This is a genomic window from Pantoea sp. Fr-CA_6, assembly GCF_024520895.1.
GTDB classification, from domain to species: domain Bacteria; phylum Pseudomonadota; class Gammaproteobacteria; order Enterobacterales; family Enterobacteriaceae; genus Pantoea; species Pantoea agglomerans.
Map to the genome: position 1 here is coordinate 21,101 of NZ_JALNPO010000007.1, position 18,114 is coordinate 39,214.

The window sequence follows — 18,114 nt, forward strand, 5'->3', positions numbered from 1 at the left end:
ATGAATGCTCTGCTTTTTATTACGCTGGCCGCGTTTGCGCTGCTGGCGCTGATTGTTATTGTGCTGATCAAAACCACCCGGCTGCGTTTGTGGCAGGGGCTGATCATCTTTCTGCTACCCCTGATACTGGCGAATCTGCTCTGGTTCAGCTGGGTTGCGCCGCATCAGTTGCAGGCCAGTCAGCGTGAGCAGGCGGTAAATCAACTGGCAAAGATGCCCGGTTATCGGGTGCTGCAGACTCAGGAACCGGCGTTATGGCTGTTGCTGACCCAGGAGCTGACCCGGCGCATCCGTGCGGGGGAGCCAGCTGAGAAGGCGACGGGCGAGCTACGTGGCTGGCTGATTGAGGTGATTAATCAGCGGCTGATGCGCGGAACTGATGCAGCGGTGGTCAACTATATCAGCGTCTCGGTTGAAGAGATGCGGGCGCTGAACCAAATCGATCCGGGTCTCTGCTTCCGTTATCTCTATCCGCAGGTGAGTGGCGGCATCAATCTGCTGACCACGCTGCCGCCGTCACTGAATCGCAAAGAGGCGGATGCCATGGAGCAGCTGCTGCTGAACAGTCCATTGCCCGATCAGCCACTGGATAAGGCGCTGGCGCAGGATGATCTGCAAAAGATTGTCGCCCGGCTTTATCAGCAGTGGGGGGATAAGCTGCAGCAGCTGAATATGCCTGCCGACACGGCGGTTGATCGCTCATCGCTGTGTGCCATGTCGATTGATCTCTACAGTGCGATTCTGGCATTACCTGACAAGCGCGCCGCTAACCTGTTACGTAGAATGATTGCACTGACTGGCCAGTAAGCGGCAGCGGAGCAGCGGAATAGCGGGCGAAAAAAAGCCCGCTAAGCGCGGGCAGGGAAGAGAGGAACAGATTTTTATTTTTGGCATTTCCTGGTGTGGTGCAGTCTTCGTTTTGTCTGAATGCATCTTGTCACGCCGTGCATGATAGTGATAGCCGTTTAATCGTATTACATTAATCGGTAAAAGCTTCTCAAGTTTTGAACTTTCGCGCATTAATCCTATGGATGCGCGGCATGCTGCGTCATAAACTGCGCGGCAACGTGAGGATAACTAAATGAAAAAACTAATAACCGGCGCACTGGCGCTGATTTTGTTGAGTGGATGTACTGCCAGCAAACCCGGGGCGTTTGAACGTGTAGATGAAGATCCAGGCTCAAATACCGTGCAGTACCGTTTTGACCCGGTAAAGGTCAATCGTGATGCAATGAATATTGATCTGGCGAATTACTGCAGTAATAAAGGCTTTGATAAAGTCGAGGCGTTACCTGCGCAGGAGAGTCATATTCCGGGACTGCAGAAAGCGTGGTTCCAGTGTAATTATGCTGTGAAAAGCTAAATAAAACGGGCGGGATAATTATCCCGCCCTTAAAGTTTAATGCTTTTATTTTATGCTGTGTGACATCTTTGCCCGTTAGCGGCGATGGTGACCGCCATGATACCCACCGTGATAACCTCCATAGTAGCCTCCATGATATCCGCCGCCACCCCCGCGGTGCCAGCCATTGTCGTGTCTGGGGCTGATGATACAACCACTTAATAAGGTCATCAGCGCAACCACCGAAGCGACTTTAATTAATCTCTTCATCGGAAGCTTCTCCTCTTTTCCAATGACTATGACACTACGCTGGAAAAGTGGAGTGAAGATGCAGGCTTTGTAGAGTTATTTAAGGAGGTATGACGGAATATTTCAGAGTGCTGTGGTTTACAGCGGAGAATAATAAAGAAATAAGAATGAACTGAATAGTAAATACTATCAAAGAGAATAGTCTCAAAATCAAGCGAAAATAATTCTAATTTGAAAGTTTTTACAACTACATTATTAGCATGTCAGTTCAACGGGAGAGAAACATGGCGCATGACGTAAAAAATATTCTGGCTTTACAGGCTGAACTGGGCGAATGCCCGCTCTGGTCAGTGGAAGAACAGGTGCTGTACTGTGTCGATATTCTGGCACCCGCCATTCACCGTTTTGATCCGGTCAGCGGTGAACTGCAAACCTTCCCGCAGGCGGAAGAGGTGGGATGCATCGGTCTGCGTGAGCAGGGCGGTCTGATAGCTGCATTGCGTGGCGGTGTCTGGCTGCTGGATGCGCAGGGTAAGCCAGAGAAAAAGATCGCAGAAAATCCCGGTGAGGCTGCGCAAAGTCGCTTTAATGATGGCCGCGTCGATCCCTGGGGGAATTTCTGGTGCGGCAGCCTGTGGGAACCGCAGGACAAAAATGGCGGGCTGCTGTGCCGCGTGACGCCTGACCTGAAGCTGGAGGTCAAAGCGCGTGACATTAAAACTTCCAACGGGCTGGCTTTCTCTCCCGACCGGCGCTGGATGTATCACAGTGACACGCCGAATGAAGCGCTCTATCGCTATCCATTAAATGCGCAGGGCGAACCGGGCGAACGCACCCTGTTCCGCCGTTTCGACGCGAAAGGTGGATTGCCGGATGGTGCCGCAGTGGATAGCGAAGGATTTTACTGGTCCGCACAGTTTGATGGCGGACGCGTAGTACGCATCGATCCCCAGAGCAGCGAAATCGTCGATGAGATCCTGCTGCCGGTGAAGTGGCCAACCATGGTGGCCTTTGGTGGCGCCGATCTTAAAACGCTGTTTATTACCAGTTCACAGGAAGATCGCACCGAAGAGGAGCTGGCACGCTATCCGCAGTCAGGCGATATCTTTGCGGTGGACGTCTCGGTGGCGGGCATGGCAGAGCCGCGATTCCGCGGCTAAACGTGAACGGGCCGCTCTGGCGCGGCCCGTCGTGATGGTTAATGACGTTGCAATACAGGTGTTGCTGTAACAGAACTCTGTGGTAAGCGGATGGTGAGTGACAGGAACAGGGAGATGACCAGCAGTGTCATAATCAGGCTGAAGGTGACGGTGAACCCGCCAAACAGCGAGGCGACCAGTGAGCCCAGCACGCTTCCGATACCAAATCCGAGATAGAGCAGACCATAGTTTTTTGTCAGGTTGTTGAGGCCGAAAAAGTCACTGACCAGCGACGGGAATACCGTGATGGTACCGCCAAAGCTGAAGGCTACACAGGCGAGTGACAGGAAGAAGGTGATCTCATTCATTCGGGTAAACAGCAGCACGCTCATCCCGATCAGCGACACGATTTGCGCCAGTGAAATAACCCTGATGCGCATCATTTTGTCAGACAGTATGCCCAGCACCAGACGGCCACTCAGGTTGGCAATCGCAATCACCGTTACCGCACTGGCAGCGGTCTGCGTAGTCAGATGCACCAGCCCTTCGCCGATATCTTTGGCAACGCCTATCACATAGAGACCGCTCATGCAGGCTGTCAGGAACATCAGCGCCAGCATCCAGTACTGAGGCAGACGCACCGACTGTGCCAGTGTGTAATCCCGCGCATGTTGCTGACCATTCGTGCTGCTCCCGGTATCCTGAAGGGGGGCATCACGCATCAGAAGTGCACCGAGGATAATCATCGACATCGCGAGCACGCCCCAGATCATAAAGGTCTGCTCCAGACCCACCGTTGCCAGCAGCGCCCCGCAGATAAATTTGAATCCCAGACTACCAAGACCGTAAGCGCCAATCGCACAGGCAGAGATCATCCCTTTGCGCTCCGGAAACCACTTCACGCAGTTTGAGAGCGTCATCAGGTAACCTGCGCCATCCGCCAGACCCACCAGCAGTCCGGCGCTGAAATAGAGCATCATCAGGTTATTAGCATGCGCGGTAAGCCAGAAACCCAGCGCCATCAGCACACCCGCCCCGATAGTGACGCGGCGTACGCCAAAACGTTCCTGTAATTTACCGGCCAGCGAGGAGGCAATAGCCAGCCCCAGACTCAGCAGACCAAACGAAAAAGCGACCTGACTGACCGTCGCATCCAGCTTCTGTGACAGCTGGCCGTTGAACAAACTCCACGTGTAGACTGACCCCAGCGCGAACTGAGTGATTACCGTTCCGAACAATGTAAGCCAGCGAGCACGCTGGTAAGAAGCCTGTTGAGTCTGGTTCATAATTTTTCTCTCCCATCCGGGAATCTGGAAACTGCGGTCAGAATAAAGCAGTGACTCGCGCGCGTGAGCAGTAAAGGCATGAACGGAACGGATCGGGGAATGAAATGCCATTCAGGCGGTATGAATGGCATCGGGAGGGGTTGGCAACGTCGCGTCAAAAGTAAGCTAAACGGCAGTTTAATGATTAAGCGTAATTAGCCGTAAGATAATGTTTCAATCAGATGATTCTGTGAGCAGGTTTACAGATTATTTGCCAGGCTAAGAGTTCACTTATCAGGAGGAAATATGAAAGACCGGACATATGAATCCAGCACCAGTGAGGATGAAGTTTGCTGCATCATCGGTCAGGCGGTGATTGAACTCAGTACAGAACAACAGCCTGTGACCAAATCGACGCTGGCATTAAAACTGCTGTCGATGGCCGATCGTGATAGTGACGATGAGCGTGTTCTGCTCTACTGGATTGCGCGTAAAGCGATCAATAAACCACAGAAACTCCTTCAGCAGCAGTGGGCATAACGCCCATCCGGACGCGGGCTTCAGCCCGTCTCCGCGTCAGATGATTATCCGGCGACGACTTGCCGGCCAACGGGCAAACATCACGATATTGCCCAGTAAAATCATGACAAGGCCAGGGATGGCGCTGGCATGCCACTCATATCCTTCATAACGGGTAGAGAGTGCCAGCGCCACCAGCGGAAACAGCACCGTTGTATAGGCAGCCCGACTGGGTCCGATACGTCCCACCAGCGTAAAATAGGCCCCGAATCCCATCACCGATCCCACGATAGCCAGATAGATCAATGCCCCAAACCACTGTGTATTCCATGTCGGCTGCAGCGAAACACCCTGCAGCAGCGAGACCAGTGCCATGATCAGCGCACCGTATAACATGCCGTAACTGTTGGTTGTCAGCACGTCACGTTGCAGACGCTGATGCCGCTGACTGATCATATTGCCGAATGAAAATCCCAGGGTGCCCAGCGCACTTAACCCAATGCCCCACATCAAGCCGGCCGAGGCCTGAGTGCTGCGCAGATCGTGCCAGAACAACGCAACAATACCCGCCATGCCGAGCACTATCGCCGGAATCAGACGTGCGGAAGGGCGCTGACGGAAAAATATCCAGCTGTTAATGGCGTTATACATCACAGCCATAGAGAAAATGACCGACTCCAGTCCGCTGCTGATATAGCCAGAGGCGTAATAAAAGCAGACAAAGTTAAAGCCAAAAACGCAACAGCCCTGCAGCACACAGAAGAGGTGATCCTGCAGCGTCAGCCTGTGCAGACGCTTTATCAGCTTAAGCAGCAATAACATGACCAGCGAGGCCAGCAAAAAACGCCAGAAGACAGCGACAGTGACGGCGCTGATGCCTGCAGACTGTTGCGCATAAATCGCAATCCAGGTTGTGCCCCAGATCAGCACGACTGAGAGATACAAAAACAGGTTCATTGCCAGATTCTCCACCGCAAAACGCCGAGTCTGCACCCGCAATGCTCCCTGGTCTTGCAGCGGATTGCGCAGGGTTTGCAAAATCTTGCGCATTTTTACCCTCTGTCCCGATGTGCTCTGTTTTCTGTCCCGCGCAATCCGTAAACTGGCACTCTGTTTATCTGAACTGATACCCCGATGAGTCGCTTCCAGACCTTTGACATGCTGCAACGACACAAAGCACAACTGCGCGATCAGGTGCAGCTTCACAGCGGCATTCAGCTGGCAGCCTGGTTTAATAGTGGCGATCGCGTGACAAACCTCAGCGATCATCACACGCTAAGCCTTTATGTGGCGGGCGGCTACGATACATGGCATAAAACCCCGAATGGCTGGCGTAACGGTGGCGCACGGACCGCTTCTGTCTGATGCCGGCTGGCACGGAATCGACCTGGGATCTGCGTGCCGATCTCGCCTTTGTTCATCTTTATTGCAGCGAAAACCAGCTGCGGCAACTGGCCGAACGGGTCTGGGACCGCAGTCCGGCGCAGTTAAACCTGCATGAGAAAATCTTTTCTGTTGATGACCGCATTACCCAGCTCTATCGACACTTTCTGCTGAGCAGCGACTGGCAACAGCCCGCCAGCCAGCTGACGCTGAGCAGCGCATCAACACTACTGCTGACCCATCTGTTGCAGCACTACAGCGAAGTTAAGTGGCAACTGCCCCAGGTACGGGGTGGACTGGCTCCAGTGGTATTACGGCGGGTTCTGGAATTTATTGAAACCCATCTCGATCAGCCTTTAACCCTGGCTGTGCTGGCGCAGGAAGCGGCATTGAGTGAGTTTCACTTTGCCCGCATGTTCCGTCACACCACTGGCGAGGCACCACACCAGTTCGTGATGCGCCGTCGTATGGATCGTGCAAGGATATTGCTTGAACGGCCCGAGCTGACGCTGACCGATATTGCCCTTCAGTGTGGTTACCACTCTTCAGCCCACTTCAGCCATCGTTTCCGGCAGGTTTATGGCATGACGCCCTCAGCATGTCGTCGGGAAAGTCGATGAACTTCTTAGCGGCAACAGGCACATTAGCAGCGTATAACAGTGCCACAAATCATTAACATAACTTATCATGCAAACTAACCTGTTTGGTCTGATTCTCGTTTTTACTTTCTGCCGCTATCCTGTAAAAAAAGCATGAACCGCACTTTTTAGCATTGGGTAATTTTTCTGTTCAATCCCGCAATGAACTATTCACTGAAACATTTTTTAGTCCCAGCCATCATGCGCCCCACAGCCGCAATCTTAAGAAAAATCTTATATATCAGATCAGTATCAGATTTTTGCTGGCAAGTTTATCCTGTTACATATGGTTACATATTATCATTTCCTTTGGTTGACCCACTATTTCTAAACTCGCGCCATGGGTGTTTATCTGAAAAATAAATTCAGGATTTACGCTCTTTCATCACGTCATATCGCCAGTAAATGGAATGAACTCGCTTCTGACCGCAGGTCCTGCTTTTCATTGAATGTTTAATAGCAGGAATGTTTTATGGCAGGGTAAGCCATTCTTAATATTTGACACTGGCTGTGGCGGTTTCTATCACTCCATAGAACAGGGACAGCCATGTCTAACTCTTCCTTTCAGTCCGAAATACCCAAGGCACGTATCAATTTAAAACTTGATTTGCATACGGGCGGGGCGAGCAAGAAAACCGAACTCCCCCTGAAATTACTGGTGGCGGGCGACTTCAGTAATGGTCAGGAGTCCGCGCCACTCTCTGAACGCAAAAAAGTTAATCTGAACAAAAATAACTTTGACTCAGTACTTTCCGAATATTCCCCAAAAGTAAATCTCACCGTTAAAAACACGCTTGCCGGTGACGGTAGCGAAGACAATATCAATCTGACATTCCAGAGCATGAAGGATTTCACCCCTGAGCAGGTTTCCCGGCAGATCCCTCAGCTGAAGGCGATGCTTTCCATGCGTAATCTGCTTCGCGATTTAAAAGCTAACCTGCTGGACAATCAGGCTTTCCGGAAAGAGCTTGAAAAAATTCTGCTCGACCCGGCATTAAGCGCAGAACTCAGATCTGAGTTGTCTGCTCTGGCCCCTAAACAGCCATAACGGTCAGGATGTTTTAACGGATTAATAAGGAAGATGTTGATGTCTGTAAAAAATGAGAATGCCGCGGGTGGCGAGAGTGTGGTGCTGGAACGTCCGGCCGCTGGTGGGGTTTATGCGTCTCTGTTTAAAAAAATCAATCTGAACCCGGTCTCCGAACTCAGTGCACTGGATATCTGGCAGGATGCGCAGGCGATGTCGGATGCGACTGCGGATGAACGTTTAACGGCCGGGATGCAGGTGTTCCTGGAGTGCCTGACAAAAGCGGGCTCAAAAGTTGAAAAACTCGACAAAAACCTGATTGACCATCATATCGCTGAGCTGGACTACCAGATTAGTCGTCAGCTTGATGCTGTCATGCACCATGAGGACTTCCAGGCGGTAGAAAGTCTGTGGCGCGGCGTGAAATCGCTTGTCGACAAAACCGATTTCCGTCAGAACGTGAAGGTTGAACTGCTGGATATGTCCAAAGAAGACCTGCGACAGGACTTCGAAGACTGCCCGGAAATTATCCAGAGCGGACTGTATAAGCATACCTATATTGATGAGTATGACACCCCCGGTGGAGAGCCGATTGCCGCGCTGATTTCCGCCTACGAGTTTGATGCTTCCGCTCAGGATGTAACGCTTCTGCGCAACATCTCTAAAGTCTCTGCTGCTGCGCATATGCCGTTTATCGGCTCCGCTGGCCCTAAATTTTTCCTCAAGGATTCGATGGAGGAAGTGGCGGCTATAAAAGATATCGGTAACTACTTTGACCGTGCCGAGTACATCAAGTGGAAATCGTTTCGTGAGACGGATGATTCCCGCTATATCGGTCTGGTGATGCCGCGTGTGCTGGGCCGCCTGCCGTATGGCCCGGATACCGTACCCGTGCGCAGCTTCAACTATGTTGAAGAAGTGAAAGGCCCGGATCACGACAAATACCTCTGGGCCAACGCATCCTTCGCCTTTGCATCCAATATGGTGCGCAGCTTTATCAATAACGGCTGGTGTGTGCAAATCCGTGGCCCGCAGGCCGGTGGTGCCGTTCAGGATCTGCCTATCCACCTGTATGACCTCGGCACCGGCAATCAGGTGAAAATTCCCTCTGAAGTGATGATCCCGGAAACCCGCGAATTTGAGTTCGCCAATCTCGGCTTTATTCCGCTCTCCTACTACAAGAACCGCGACTACGCGTGCTTCTTCTCGGCGAACTCGACCCAGAAACCAGCCCTGTATGACACCGCGGATGCGACAGCCAACAGCCGCATCAATGCGCGTCTGCCGTACATCTTCCTGCTGTCGCGTATTGCCCACTACCTGAAGCTTATTCAGCGTGAAAACATCGGTACCACTAAGGACCGTCGTCTGTTGGAGCTTGAGCTGAACACCTGGGTTCGTAGTCTGGTGACTGAAATGACCGATCCGGGCGACGAGCTGCAGGCTTCTCACCCGCTGCGCGACGCGAAAGTGACGGTGGAGGATATTGAGGATAACCCGGGTTTCTTCCGTGTGAAGCTCTATGCCGTGCCGCACTTCCAGGTGGAAGGGATGGACGTCAATCTGTCGCTGGTTTCCCAGATGCCGAAAGCGAAATCCTGAGGCGAGGGAGAGCAGGGATGAAAATTTACCGCCCACTTTGGGAAGATGGGGCCGCTCTGGCCCCGCAACAGTTCCAGCAGCAGGCCCGTTGGAATGAACGTGTTGCAGACATGGTCGCCCGGATGGGTATTTCTCATCCCTGGGGCGTGGTTGCGGCAGAATTTGATGATGCAGTGCTTGCGCTCTCGCGCCTGAATGCAACACGTCTGGTGGTGCGCTTTCAGGACGGGACCCTTGTTGATACCGACCTGGCAGACACGCTTCCTCCGGTCTGTGATTTGTCTGTTGCCGCCGGCAGTGAGGCTGTTGACGTGGTTGTCGCGCTGCCACTGCTGAGCGCCGGCGGTGGCAACCTCGATAACGGTCAGGACAGTGAGCGGCCGCGCCGCTGGAAAGCGGAGCGTGTCGTCGTGCAGGAACTGGCCGGCCATGAAAGCGGGGAACTCGCGATCCTCCGTCATGCGCTGACCCTGCGTCTGTCCAGCCAGGAAAACACGGCATACCTGACCTGTCCGGTAGCCCGTCTGGTGCGTAATGCACAGGGGCAGTGGAGCCGGGACCCAGCTTTTATCCCGCCGATGATGTCCGTTGCGGCCAGTCCGTGGCTTACTACCGAACTGAATGACCTGCTGGTGCGCCTGCAGGCACGCAGGAAGCGTTTGATGTCCATGCGCCGTGAAAGTAATGAGCGGATGGCCGACTTTGCGGTCGCCGATGTCTCCCTGTTCTGGCTGCTCAACGCCCTGAACAGCGCTGAACCCGTACTGACGGAATTGTTGCAGACCCCGTCTCGTCACCCGGAACTGCTGTACCGCGAACTGACCCGCCTGGCCGGCAGCCTGCTGACTTTCTCACTTGAGCACGACGCCGGGGATATTCCTGCTTATCAGCACGATGCACCGGAACGGGTATTTCCGCCGCTGCTGGCACTGCTCGACAAGCTTCTGGAAGCGAGCCTGCCGTCGCGGGTGGTGAGTATCCACCTGGAGCATCAGGATCAGATCTGGAAAGGTGCCCTGCACGATGCGCGCCTGCGCGAAGGGGCAGACTTCTATCTCTCCGTTCGATCCTCCATGCCGAATCATGAACTACAGACGAAATTCCCGCAGCTGTGTAAAGCGGGCAGCTTTGACGATGTGTCGGATGTGGTGAATGTGGCCCTGAGCGGGATGGCTATCAAGCCGCTGGCCCATGTTCCGGCCGCTATCCCTTTACGTCTTGAGAACCAGTATTTCTCGCTGGATCTGAGTACGGAGGCGGCACGGGCAATGCTTGAGATGGGCAGCTGCACCTTCTACACCCCGCGCTCACTGGGGGATGTAAATCTGGAACTCTTTGCGGTCCTGCGCTCATGAATAAATCCGAACTCAGCCAGATAGAACGTATTTTCTACCCGGGCTGGCTGATGGCCAGCCAGCTGCGGGGCGGTCAGGAAGTCCGGGACGGGGAAGGGCTTTATCGCCGTGCCTGCCGTCTGGTGCAGGAGGTGAAAGCGGCGCTCACGGAGGCAGGTTACAGCGACATCAGCCGTGACCATATGGTGTATGCCCTGTGTGCACTGCTTGATGAGAGCGTGATGAATCGCGGAACCACTGATGATGGTTACCTGACGTGGCGTCGTGATCCGCTGCAGGCCCACTTCTTTGGTACCCTCAATGCCGGTGAGGAGCTGTGGGAACGGATCCGCAACCTGCTGAAAGAAACCGCCCCTGACGCCGCCGTTCTGACCTGCATGTACCGCACTTTGCAGCTGGGCTTTGTCGGTCAGTATCGCGCCCAGGATGATGAGCGTCGGGAAGATATCGTTCGTGCGCTCGCGGAACGGGTGCCGGCCTTCATGCTGGCACAGGACGCCCCCATTGTTGCCCGGGTATCACGCCTGCGCAGCGATCGTCGCTGGTACTGGCTGACATGGGTTGTGGCCGCTGTCGCCCTGGTGGCGCTGTGGTTCTTCCTTTCGTCTTCGCTTACCGAGCTGGTGAGCCAGACTGTCAGGCCGGGGTAAGCGATGCGGGATGCGTACCGAAGTCTGTTAACTGCCCTGGGTGCCGTACTGGCGCTGTGGCTCATTCTGGGATTCTGGCCACTGTCCACGGGCAGCCGCGTGGCGCTCAGTCTGCTGGTTGTTCTGGTGTCCGGGGTGATGTTCTGGCGTCAGCGTCGGGCCTCCGGGGCGCGGGCGACCGCTGTCCGGGAGATTGTGGATGAAAACCTGCCGCCGGAAGATTTTCAGGGGGCGGTGATCCTCGTCTGCGGCGACAACACCCCACTGTTTGTGTCCGGTTTCCGTCACCGGGAAACCCGGCAGGGCTGGTATCTGTGGGTGAAGGATGCAGAACAGCTGCCACTCCTGGCACAGCACCTGAGCCTGGTGCGCCCGGCCCTGGCGTCGCAAATTTCCGTCATGCTGGCGATGGTACCTGAACAGCACATCTCCGGGGATGATTTTACCCAGAATCTTCGGGGCTGGCAGCGGGCTGTCGTCCAGTGCCGTGCGGCATTTGGCACGATCCCCCCGCTGTGGACCGTGACCTGGGTATCGCCCCCAGTGGCCTGCGCGGAGGCCGAACCCGTCTGGTTTACCACAGTAAGCCAGCGAAGCGGTATTCAGGTGTATCAGCCCGGTCAGGGCAATGTGTCATTGACGGAGTGGACCCGGGAGAGTGGATCTGACGGGAGACTTTCTCGTCTGAGTCAGGGTCTGTGGCTGGACAGCCTGCTTGCCTGGCAGAACAGTGCGGTGAATGACCTGCTGTCGGTACGCCAGGGCGAGCTGCCGGTGATGAAGCCTTGCGTACAGGGCATGTGCATGGTGCCGGTGAGCGGTATCGCGGGGAATCTCTGGCAACAGCACATTACTTCCGTGACGGCGCTGCCACCGGATGCCGTTGTGACGACAGAGCCACTGCCGCTGCCTGAGCTGCTGCTGCCAGCGTTACCGCGCCGACGCGGTGTCAGTCGCAGAATGGTGTTCTGGCGCTATGCCGGATTACTGGGCGGGAGTTTCCTTGCACTTGCCATGCTGGCGTCCTGGATGAACAACCAGCGTCTCATTCGTAATGTGGGCGATCACCTTGCGTTATATCACCAACTGGCGGATAAGCCTGCTGCCCCGAAACTGCGTGCGCAGCAGCGCCTGCGAGCCGATGGCGCATTGCTGGACGACTGGCAGCGTCGCGGGGAGCCACTGCGTTATCGCCTGGGGCTGTATCAGGGGCTGCGCCTGGTGCCGCCTGTTGAGGCTGCCATCAGTGACTGGGCCCCGCCGCCACCGCCTCCACCGGTTATCAAGAAAATCATTCAGGGTCCGAAAACCATTCGCCTCGACAGCATGTCGCTGTTCGACTCCGGCAAATTTGTACTGAAGGCTGGCTCCACCAAAATGCTGGTGAACTCACTGGTCGGTATCAGGGCGAAGCCGGGCTGGCTGATTGTGGTCGCCGGGCATACCGATAACACCGGCAATCCAAAACTTAACCAGACGCTTTCACTCAAGCGTGCCGAAGCAGTGCGCGACTGGATGCGTGACACCGGTGACGTCCCGGAAAGCTGTTTTGCGGTGCAGGGCTATGGCGCAAGCCGTCCGATCGCAACCAACGACACCCCGGATGGGCGCGCGCTCAACCGCCGTGTCGAAATCAGTCTGGTACCGCAGGCCAATGCCTGCCAGATACCGGGCCACACCCAGGCGTCATCGCAGGATGATGACGCATCACAACACAATGGAGAGTAATTCCATGGCAATTCCTGTTTATCTCTGGCTGAAAGACGACGGCGGCGCGGACATTAAAGGGTCTGTGGACGTTCAGGATCGTGACGGCAGCATCGAAGTTGTTGCTCAGGAGCATAACCTGTACATCCCGACCGACAACAACACTGGCAAGCTGACCGGGACCCGTATCCACACCCCGTTCCTGTTCACCAAGGAAATCGACTCGTCCAGCCCGTACCTGTACAAGGCGGTGACCACCGGTCAGACCCTCAAGTCCGCGGAATTCAGGTGGTACAAAATCAACGACGCGGGCCAGGAAGTGGAGTATTTCAACACCAAACTGGAAAACGTGAAGGTCGTTAAAGTGAATCCGGTGATGCACGACATCAAAAACCCAGCTTTCGAGAAGCACAACCACCTCGAGCAAGTCGAGCTGCGTTACGAAAAAATCACCTGGACCTACAAAGACGGCAACATCATTCATTCCGATTCCTGGAACGAACGCGCCACCGCCTGATTACGCGTCATATTTCGCGCCACAGGTGCGTTGGCTGCGTTCGCTCGCTCCGGTCACATAGTTATCTATGTTCCCGGAGACTTACGAACTTGCCGCCTTCCTGCGACACGAACTCTTAAGCGTAATCCTCGTTTTTAAGCGGAGGGGGATGACCTTTCCGCTGTTTTGCTGAACGTCTGCAGCTCGCGGGCTTTCAGCAAAGAAAATCACAAACTGCCAGCCTGACCGTATGCGCTTTGGTCCCCTTAACGGGAACAGCGATGGGCGGTAGCGTGTCCAGGAACCGACAAAGAGAGAGATTCATGGAAAACCCAGCCATCCTGTTGCGACGTCTGAACCCTTACTGTGCCCGTGCGATGGAAGGGGCGGCGTCGCTCTGTCAGACCCGCGCCCATGCGGAAATTTTGCCGGAGCACTGGCTGCTGAAGCTGCTCGAACAGGGGGAAGGTGACCTGACGGTGCTGGCCCGCCGCTATGAGTGGGATATGGACCAGCTTTGGCAGGATTTGCTTGCCTGGCTGGATAAACAGCCGCGTTCAGTACGTCAACGTCCACAGTTGTCTGATGCCATTCAGACGCTGATGCAGGAAGCCTGGCTGATTGCTTCCCTTAACGGCGAGGAACAAATCCGCAGCATCCATCTACTGATGGCGCTGGTTTACAAACAGAAACTGGTTCGCTGTGACGGGCTGTGGCCGCTGCTGACGCTGGGCCAGAGTCAGCTGGAGCGTCTGCGTCCGCTGCTTGATGGGCAGTCGGATGAACGTCCGGAAGTGCAGCAGGAAGCCGGACTGGCGCAGAACCACGGCGGTGAGGTCGAGTTTGTTGGCCGCCCGGTCGGTGCAGAGCTGAAAGAGGGCGAACTGAACCTGGCGCTGCAGAACGCGCTGGATAAATTCACTCTGGATGTCACCGCCAAAGCGAAGGAGGGCAAGATTGACCCCGTGTTCGGCCGTGATACCGAAATCCGCCAGATGGTCGACATTCTCTCGCGCCGTCGTAAGAACAACCCGATTCTGGTCGGTGAACCGGGTGTCGGTAAAACGGCTCTTGTCGAAGGTCTGGCGCTGCGTATTGCCGAGGGCAACGTACCTGAATCCCTCAAACCGGTCATCCTGCGCACCCTTGACCTCGGTCTGTTGCAGGCGGGCGCAGGCGTGAAAGGTGAATTTGAACAACGCCTGAAAAACGTCATCGATGCGGTTCAGCAGTCACCGGTGCCGGTTCTGCTGTTTATCGACGAAGCGCATACCATCATTGGTGCCGGTAACCAGGCGGGCGGAGCCGATGCGGCCAACCTGCTGAAGCCAGCGCTGGCTCGCGGCGAACTGCGCACCATTGCTGCGACAACCTGGTCCGAATACAAGCAGTACTTCGAGCGCGATGCCGCGCTGGAGCGCCGATTCCAGCGGGTGTTGGTGGACGAGCCGGACGATGAGACGGCGTGTCTGATGCTGCGTGGCCTCAAATCCCGCTATGCCGAACACCACAATGTACACATCACTGACGATGCGGTGCGCGCTGCGGTCACGCTGTCCCGTCGCTACCTGACAGGTCGCCAGCTGCCGGACAAGGCCGTTGACCTGCTGGATACCGCCGCTGCGCGCGTGCGCATGAGCCTCGACACCGTGCCGGAACAGCTGACCCGCATTCGCTCGCAGATTACCTCTCTTGAAATGGAGAAGCAGGCGCTGCTGGAAGATATCGCCGTCGGCACTCAGAGTCATGGTAAACGCCTGACCGCCATTGAGCAGGAAGAGAACGATCTCATCGTTGCACTCGACGAGCTTCAAACCCAGTACGGTCAGGAACTGAAACTCACCGGACAACTGCTGGAAAGCCGGCAGGACATCTCCCGTCGGAGCGAGACGCGCACGCTGCAACAGGAGCTGAAGGGCATGCAGCACAGCAACCCGCTGCTTTCCGTTGATGTGGACGCACGCACCGTTGCCACCGTGATTGCCGACTGGACCGGCGTGCCGCTGTCGTCACTGATGAAAGACGAACAGACCGACCTGCTGACCCTGGAAAACGAAATTGGCCAGCGAGTGGTAGGCCAGAATGTTCCTCTGACCGCCATCGCTCAGCGCCTGCGTGCGGCGAAAACAGGCCTCACCTCAGAAAATGGTCCGCAGGGTGTCTTTCTGCTGGTCGGCCCGAGCGGCGTCGGCAAGACCGAAACCGCGCTGGTGCTGGCGGATGTGCTGTACGGCGGTGAAAAATCGCTGATTACCATCAACCTGTCGGAGTACCAGGAACCGCACACCGTGTCGCAGTTGAAAGGTTCACCGCCGGGATACGTGGGCTACGGTCAGGGTGGCATCCTCACCGAAGCCGTGCGCAAGCGTCCGTACAGCGTGGTACTGCTCGATGAGGTGGAAAAGGCGCACCGTGACGTGATGAACCTGTTCTATCAGGTGTTTGACCGTGGCTTTATGCGCGACGGTGAAGGGCGTGAAATCGACTTCCGCAACACCGTCATCCTGATGACCTCCAATCTCGGCAGCGACCACATCATGCAGCTGCTGGATGAACAGCCGGACGCCACCGAAGGCGACCTGCACGAACTGCTGCGCCCGATCCTGCGCGACCACTTCCAGCCCGCACTGCTGGCCCGTTTCCAGACCGTGATTTACCGCCCGCTGAGTGAGCCTGCCATGCGCACCATCGTGGAAATGAAGCTCGCACAGGTCAGCAAGCGCTTACATCGTCACTACGGCCTGACCACGCAGATTGAGGAGAGCCTGTATGACGCGCTGGTCGCCGCCTGCCTGCTGCCGGACACCGGTGCACGTAACGTCGACAGTCTGCTCAACCAGCAAATCCTGCCGGTGCTGAGTCAGCAGTTGCTGACCCACATAGCAGCGAAACAGAAACCGCAGTCGCTGCGGCTTGGATGGGATGATGAAGAAGGGATTGTACTGGAATTTACACATGACTGATGAAACGCAGGATGAGTACAGGATTAAAGAAGGTGGTGTCAGGCTACTTACGACGGGTGAGATACAGATGGCACACTCTGTATTTTTATCCACCATTGATTATTCGAAAGTATGGATCCACAGAGAGAGTTATCTCCCTTTCAATCTACAGGATAAGAATACGGCTATGACCCCAAATGGGGAGATTTATTTTCGTGACCAATACTGCGACGATTTCTCCCAGACAACTGACGATCTTCAACATATGTTCATCCATGAAATGGGGCATGTCTGGCAACGAATGAAAGGCATGAATATTATTATGAGAGGATTGGTCAGTTGGATGGTGAGTTATCGTTACACTCTTGATGGTCGCCTGTTAAGTGAATATCCGATGGAGCAGCAGGCGCAGATTATTGCAGATAATTTTACACTAGAGGCTCATGGCTATGATGGTTGGTTGCGTCTCAGGGGCTGGGAGATCGTTACTCTTGATGGTGATGCATCTGAATCAATCATCCGAGAAATGTATAGAAATTCATTGAGAGGGTTTCCATGGTAAAAATAAAGTGGTGGCATTCAGTACTGTTTCTTATTTTAGCTGTCACTTCTGCATTTACATTAACCGGATGCCCGTGGGGTGGGATGAAATATTACCCAGCTGAAACAGCCAGCGTCTGGATGAAGAATAATGCAGTTTGTTATTACGTCCCAGATAGTAAGGATTATCAGCCTGTTTTCATCTCTATCAACCTCAGGAATAAATCGTTTAAAGAAAGGCAGTTTACCGAAAACCCGAACTTACGAATTATTGATGGTCAATTATGTATTAGTCCTTCGTTTTACCACTTTCCTGATACGTCAAAAGCCCCATTTATTGTTGAGGTTGTATTGCAGTCTAAGAGTAAAAGTAACCATCCAAGGAGCTTTGTCACCGGATTTGAAATGATCAACGGTAAGGCTCGGGATGTATCGTTGACGACACGGGAATACCATGTGCCAGCGACGGCACGCTAAACACTATACTGAATAGTAACATTCGGCTTCTATATGATGATAATCCGATGCTTTGATTTATGCCTGAAAGGAATATTCACCTTCTTTTTCCTTTCCGTGCTGACAGGATGTCCTGGCCCGGGAGACAGGATGATTTCTCATGAAACCACATCTGTCAGCAAGCAGGGGGAAAATGTATGTTTAGATATTCCAGATGCTCAGAATTATCAACCTGCTGACATGGGGATAAATCCACGAGGAACACCTTCGAAGGAGAAGGATTTTAATTTCTCTCCAGGCCTCACGATCGTTAATGGAAAATTATGCATTCCACCTTCTTTTTATCATTTTCCGGATAAGGGGAAGCTTATTATTGAGTATGTATTGATTTCAAAGAAACATGAAGATGAGCCACGGAAATTTGTCGTTGGCGTGGGGGTGAATAATGGGCAGGTATACAATTTTCCTCTGACCGATCGAGAAATAGCAAGGCCATATGGATCAATTCAAGTTTCCGAGTAGCTGGTCAATATAAGATAATGAGAACATTCACCTTTATTGCGTTGGTCGTGATAAGCGTACTCTTTCTTCCGGATGCTTTTATTTACACGTTTGTTAAGCGCTTTATCCCCATTAGTGGCGATGGCGAATACGGCATAAACAATTTTGAAATGACCGTGTTGCTGATTAAAACCTTCGCCAGTGCCCTCGGGGCCGGAGCCATAATCACGCTTTTTCGTACTCGCTGAGTACCCCGATTAAACCTGCAATTTGCCCGCCGGCAAGAAAGTCATGGACTGCAGG

General features: G+C 54.2%; 16 protein-coding genes and 1 pseudogene. 15 read left to right on the forward strand and 2 right to left on the reverse strand.

Annotated features, from left to right (window positions below):
* The 3 genes from NR201_RS13885 (at position 1) to NR201_RS13895 (ending at position 2,751) form a co-directional block, all read left to right on the forward strand.
* Entirely contained in the window at positions 1 to 807 is an 807-nt protein-coding gene (locus NR201_RS13885) for a hypothetical protein (protein ID WP_010257881.1), read from the forward strand.
* A gap of 274 nt (positions 808 to 1,081) precedes the next feature.
* Entirely contained in the window at positions 1,082 to 1,363 is a 282-nt protein-coding gene (locus tag NR201_RS13890) for a lipoprotein (protein ID WP_033758553.1), read from the forward strand.
* 512 nt (positions 1,364 to 1,875) lie between these two features.
* Positions 1,876 to 2,751: an SMP-30/gluconolactonase/LRE family protein gene (locus tag NR201_RS13895; protein WP_256849867.1), complete on the forward strand. Its 876-nt coding sequence runs from the start codon at positions 1,876 to 1,878 to the stop codon at positions 2,749 to 2,751.
* A gap of 38 nt (positions 2,752 to 2,789) precedes the next feature.
* On the opposite strand, the gene NR201_RS13900 is transcribed toward NR201_RS13895, so the two are convergent.
* Positions 2,790 to 4,016: an OFA family MFS transporter gene (locus NR201_RS13900; protein WP_022624176.1), complete on the reverse strand. Its 1,227-nt coding sequence runs from the start codon at positions 4,014 to 4,016 to the stop codon at positions 2,790 to 2,792.
* 285 nt (positions 4,017 to 4,301) lie between these two features.
* Between NR201_RS13900 and NR201_RS13905 the strand changes: the two genes are divergently transcribed.
* On the forward strand, positions 4,302 to 4,535 hold the full coding sequence (locus NR201_RS13905) for a hypothetical protein (protein ID WP_010257893.1): 234 nt from the start codon (positions 4,302 to 4,304) through the stop codon (positions 4,533 to 4,535).
* Positions 4,536 to 4,571: 36 nt separating this feature from the next.
* Here NR201_RS13905 and NR201_RS13910 read toward each other — a convergent pair whose 3' ends face one another.
* Complete coding sequence (locus NR201_RS13910; protein WP_132499571.1) at positions 4,572 to 5,471, reverse strand: DMT family transporter; 900 nt, start codon at positions 5,469 to 5,471, stop codon at positions 4,572 to 4,574.
* Positions 5,472 to 5,648: 177 nt separating this feature from the next.
* On the opposite strand from NR201_RS13910, the pseudogene NR201_RS13915 reads away from it, so the two are divergent.
* From NR201_RS13915 to NR201_RS13965, 11 genes and pseudogenes are all read left to right on the forward strand, one after another.
* Positions 5,649 to 6,517 (forward strand): annotated as a pseudogene (locus NR201_RS13915) (helix-turn-helix domain-containing protein).
* Between the two features lie 565 nt (positions 6,518 to 7,082).
* The gene (tssB, locus tag NR201_RS13920; RefSeq protein ID WP_010671384.1) at positions 7,083 to 7,583 is read left to right on the forward strand and encodes a type VI secretion system contractile sheath small subunit; all 501 of its coding nucleotides are present in this window, start codon (positions 7,083 to 7,085) and stop codon (positions 7,581 to 7,583) included.
* 33 nt (positions 7,584 to 7,616) lie between these two features.
* Entirely contained in the window at positions 7,617 to 9,164 is a 1,548-nt protein-coding gene (gene tssC / locus NR201_RS13925) for a type VI secretion system contractile sheath large subunit (RefSeq protein WP_010671385.1), read from the forward strand.
* 17 nt (positions 9,165 to 9,181) lie between these two features.
* Entirely contained in the window at positions 9,182 to 10,519 is a 1,338-nt protein-coding gene (gene tssK, locus NR201_RS13930; protein ID WP_033788132.1) for a type VI secretion system baseplate subunit TssK, read from the forward strand.
* The gene (gene tssL / locus NR201_RS13935) at positions 10,516 to 11,169 is read left to right on the forward strand and encodes a type VI secretion system protein TssL, short form (protein WP_061901224.1); all 654 of its coding nucleotides are present in this window, start codon (positions 10,516 to 10,518) and stop codon (positions 11,167 to 11,169) included. Before tssK ends, tssL begins: the two co-directional genes overlap by 4 nt.
* Positions 11,170 to 11,172: 3 nt before the next feature.
* Positions 11,173 to 12,897 carry an OmpA family protein gene (locus NR201_RS13940; RefSeq protein WP_256849868.1) on the forward strand — a complete coding sequence of 575 codons (1,725 nt, stop codon included), beginning with the start codon at positions 11,173 to 11,175 and terminating at the stop codon, positions 12,895 to 12,897.
* A gap of 4 nt (positions 12,898 to 12,901) precedes the next feature.
* Entirely contained in the window at positions 12,902 to 13,393 is a 492-nt protein-coding gene (gene hcp / locus NR201_RS13945; protein WP_022624183.1) for a type VI secretion system effector Hcp, read from the forward strand.
* 302 nt (positions 13,394 to 13,695) lie between these two features.
* Positions 13,696 to 16,335, forward strand: coding sequence for a type VI secretion system ATPase TssH (gene tssH / locus NR201_RS13950; RefSeq protein ID WP_256849869.1), 2,640 nt, complete (start codon positions 13,696 to 13,698; stop codon positions 16,333 to 16,335).
* Positions 16,328 to 16,876, forward strand: a complete 549-nt coding sequence (locus NR201_RS13955) for a hypothetical protein (RefSeq protein ID WP_033772344.1) — start codon at positions 16,328 to 16,330, stop codon at positions 16,874 to 16,876. The genes tssH and NR201_RS13955 overlap by 8 nt, the downstream gene beginning before the upstream one ends.
* Complete coding sequence (locus NR201_RS13960) at positions 16,870 to 17,331, forward strand: putative T6SS immunity periplasmic lipoprotein (RefSeq protein WP_235194782.1); 462 nt, start codon at positions 16,870 to 16,872, stop codon at positions 17,329 to 17,331. The genes NR201_RS13955 and NR201_RS13960 overlap by 7 nt, the downstream gene beginning before the upstream one ends.
* Before the next feature lie 36 nt (positions 17,332 to 17,367).
* Positions 17,368 to 17,832: a putative T6SS immunity periplasmic lipoprotein gene (locus NR201_RS13965; RefSeq protein ID WP_372340265.1), complete on the forward strand. Its 465-nt coding sequence runs from the start codon at positions 17,368 to 17,370 to the stop codon at positions 17,830 to 17,832.
* Positions 17,833 to 18,114 lie beyond the last annotated feature (282 nt).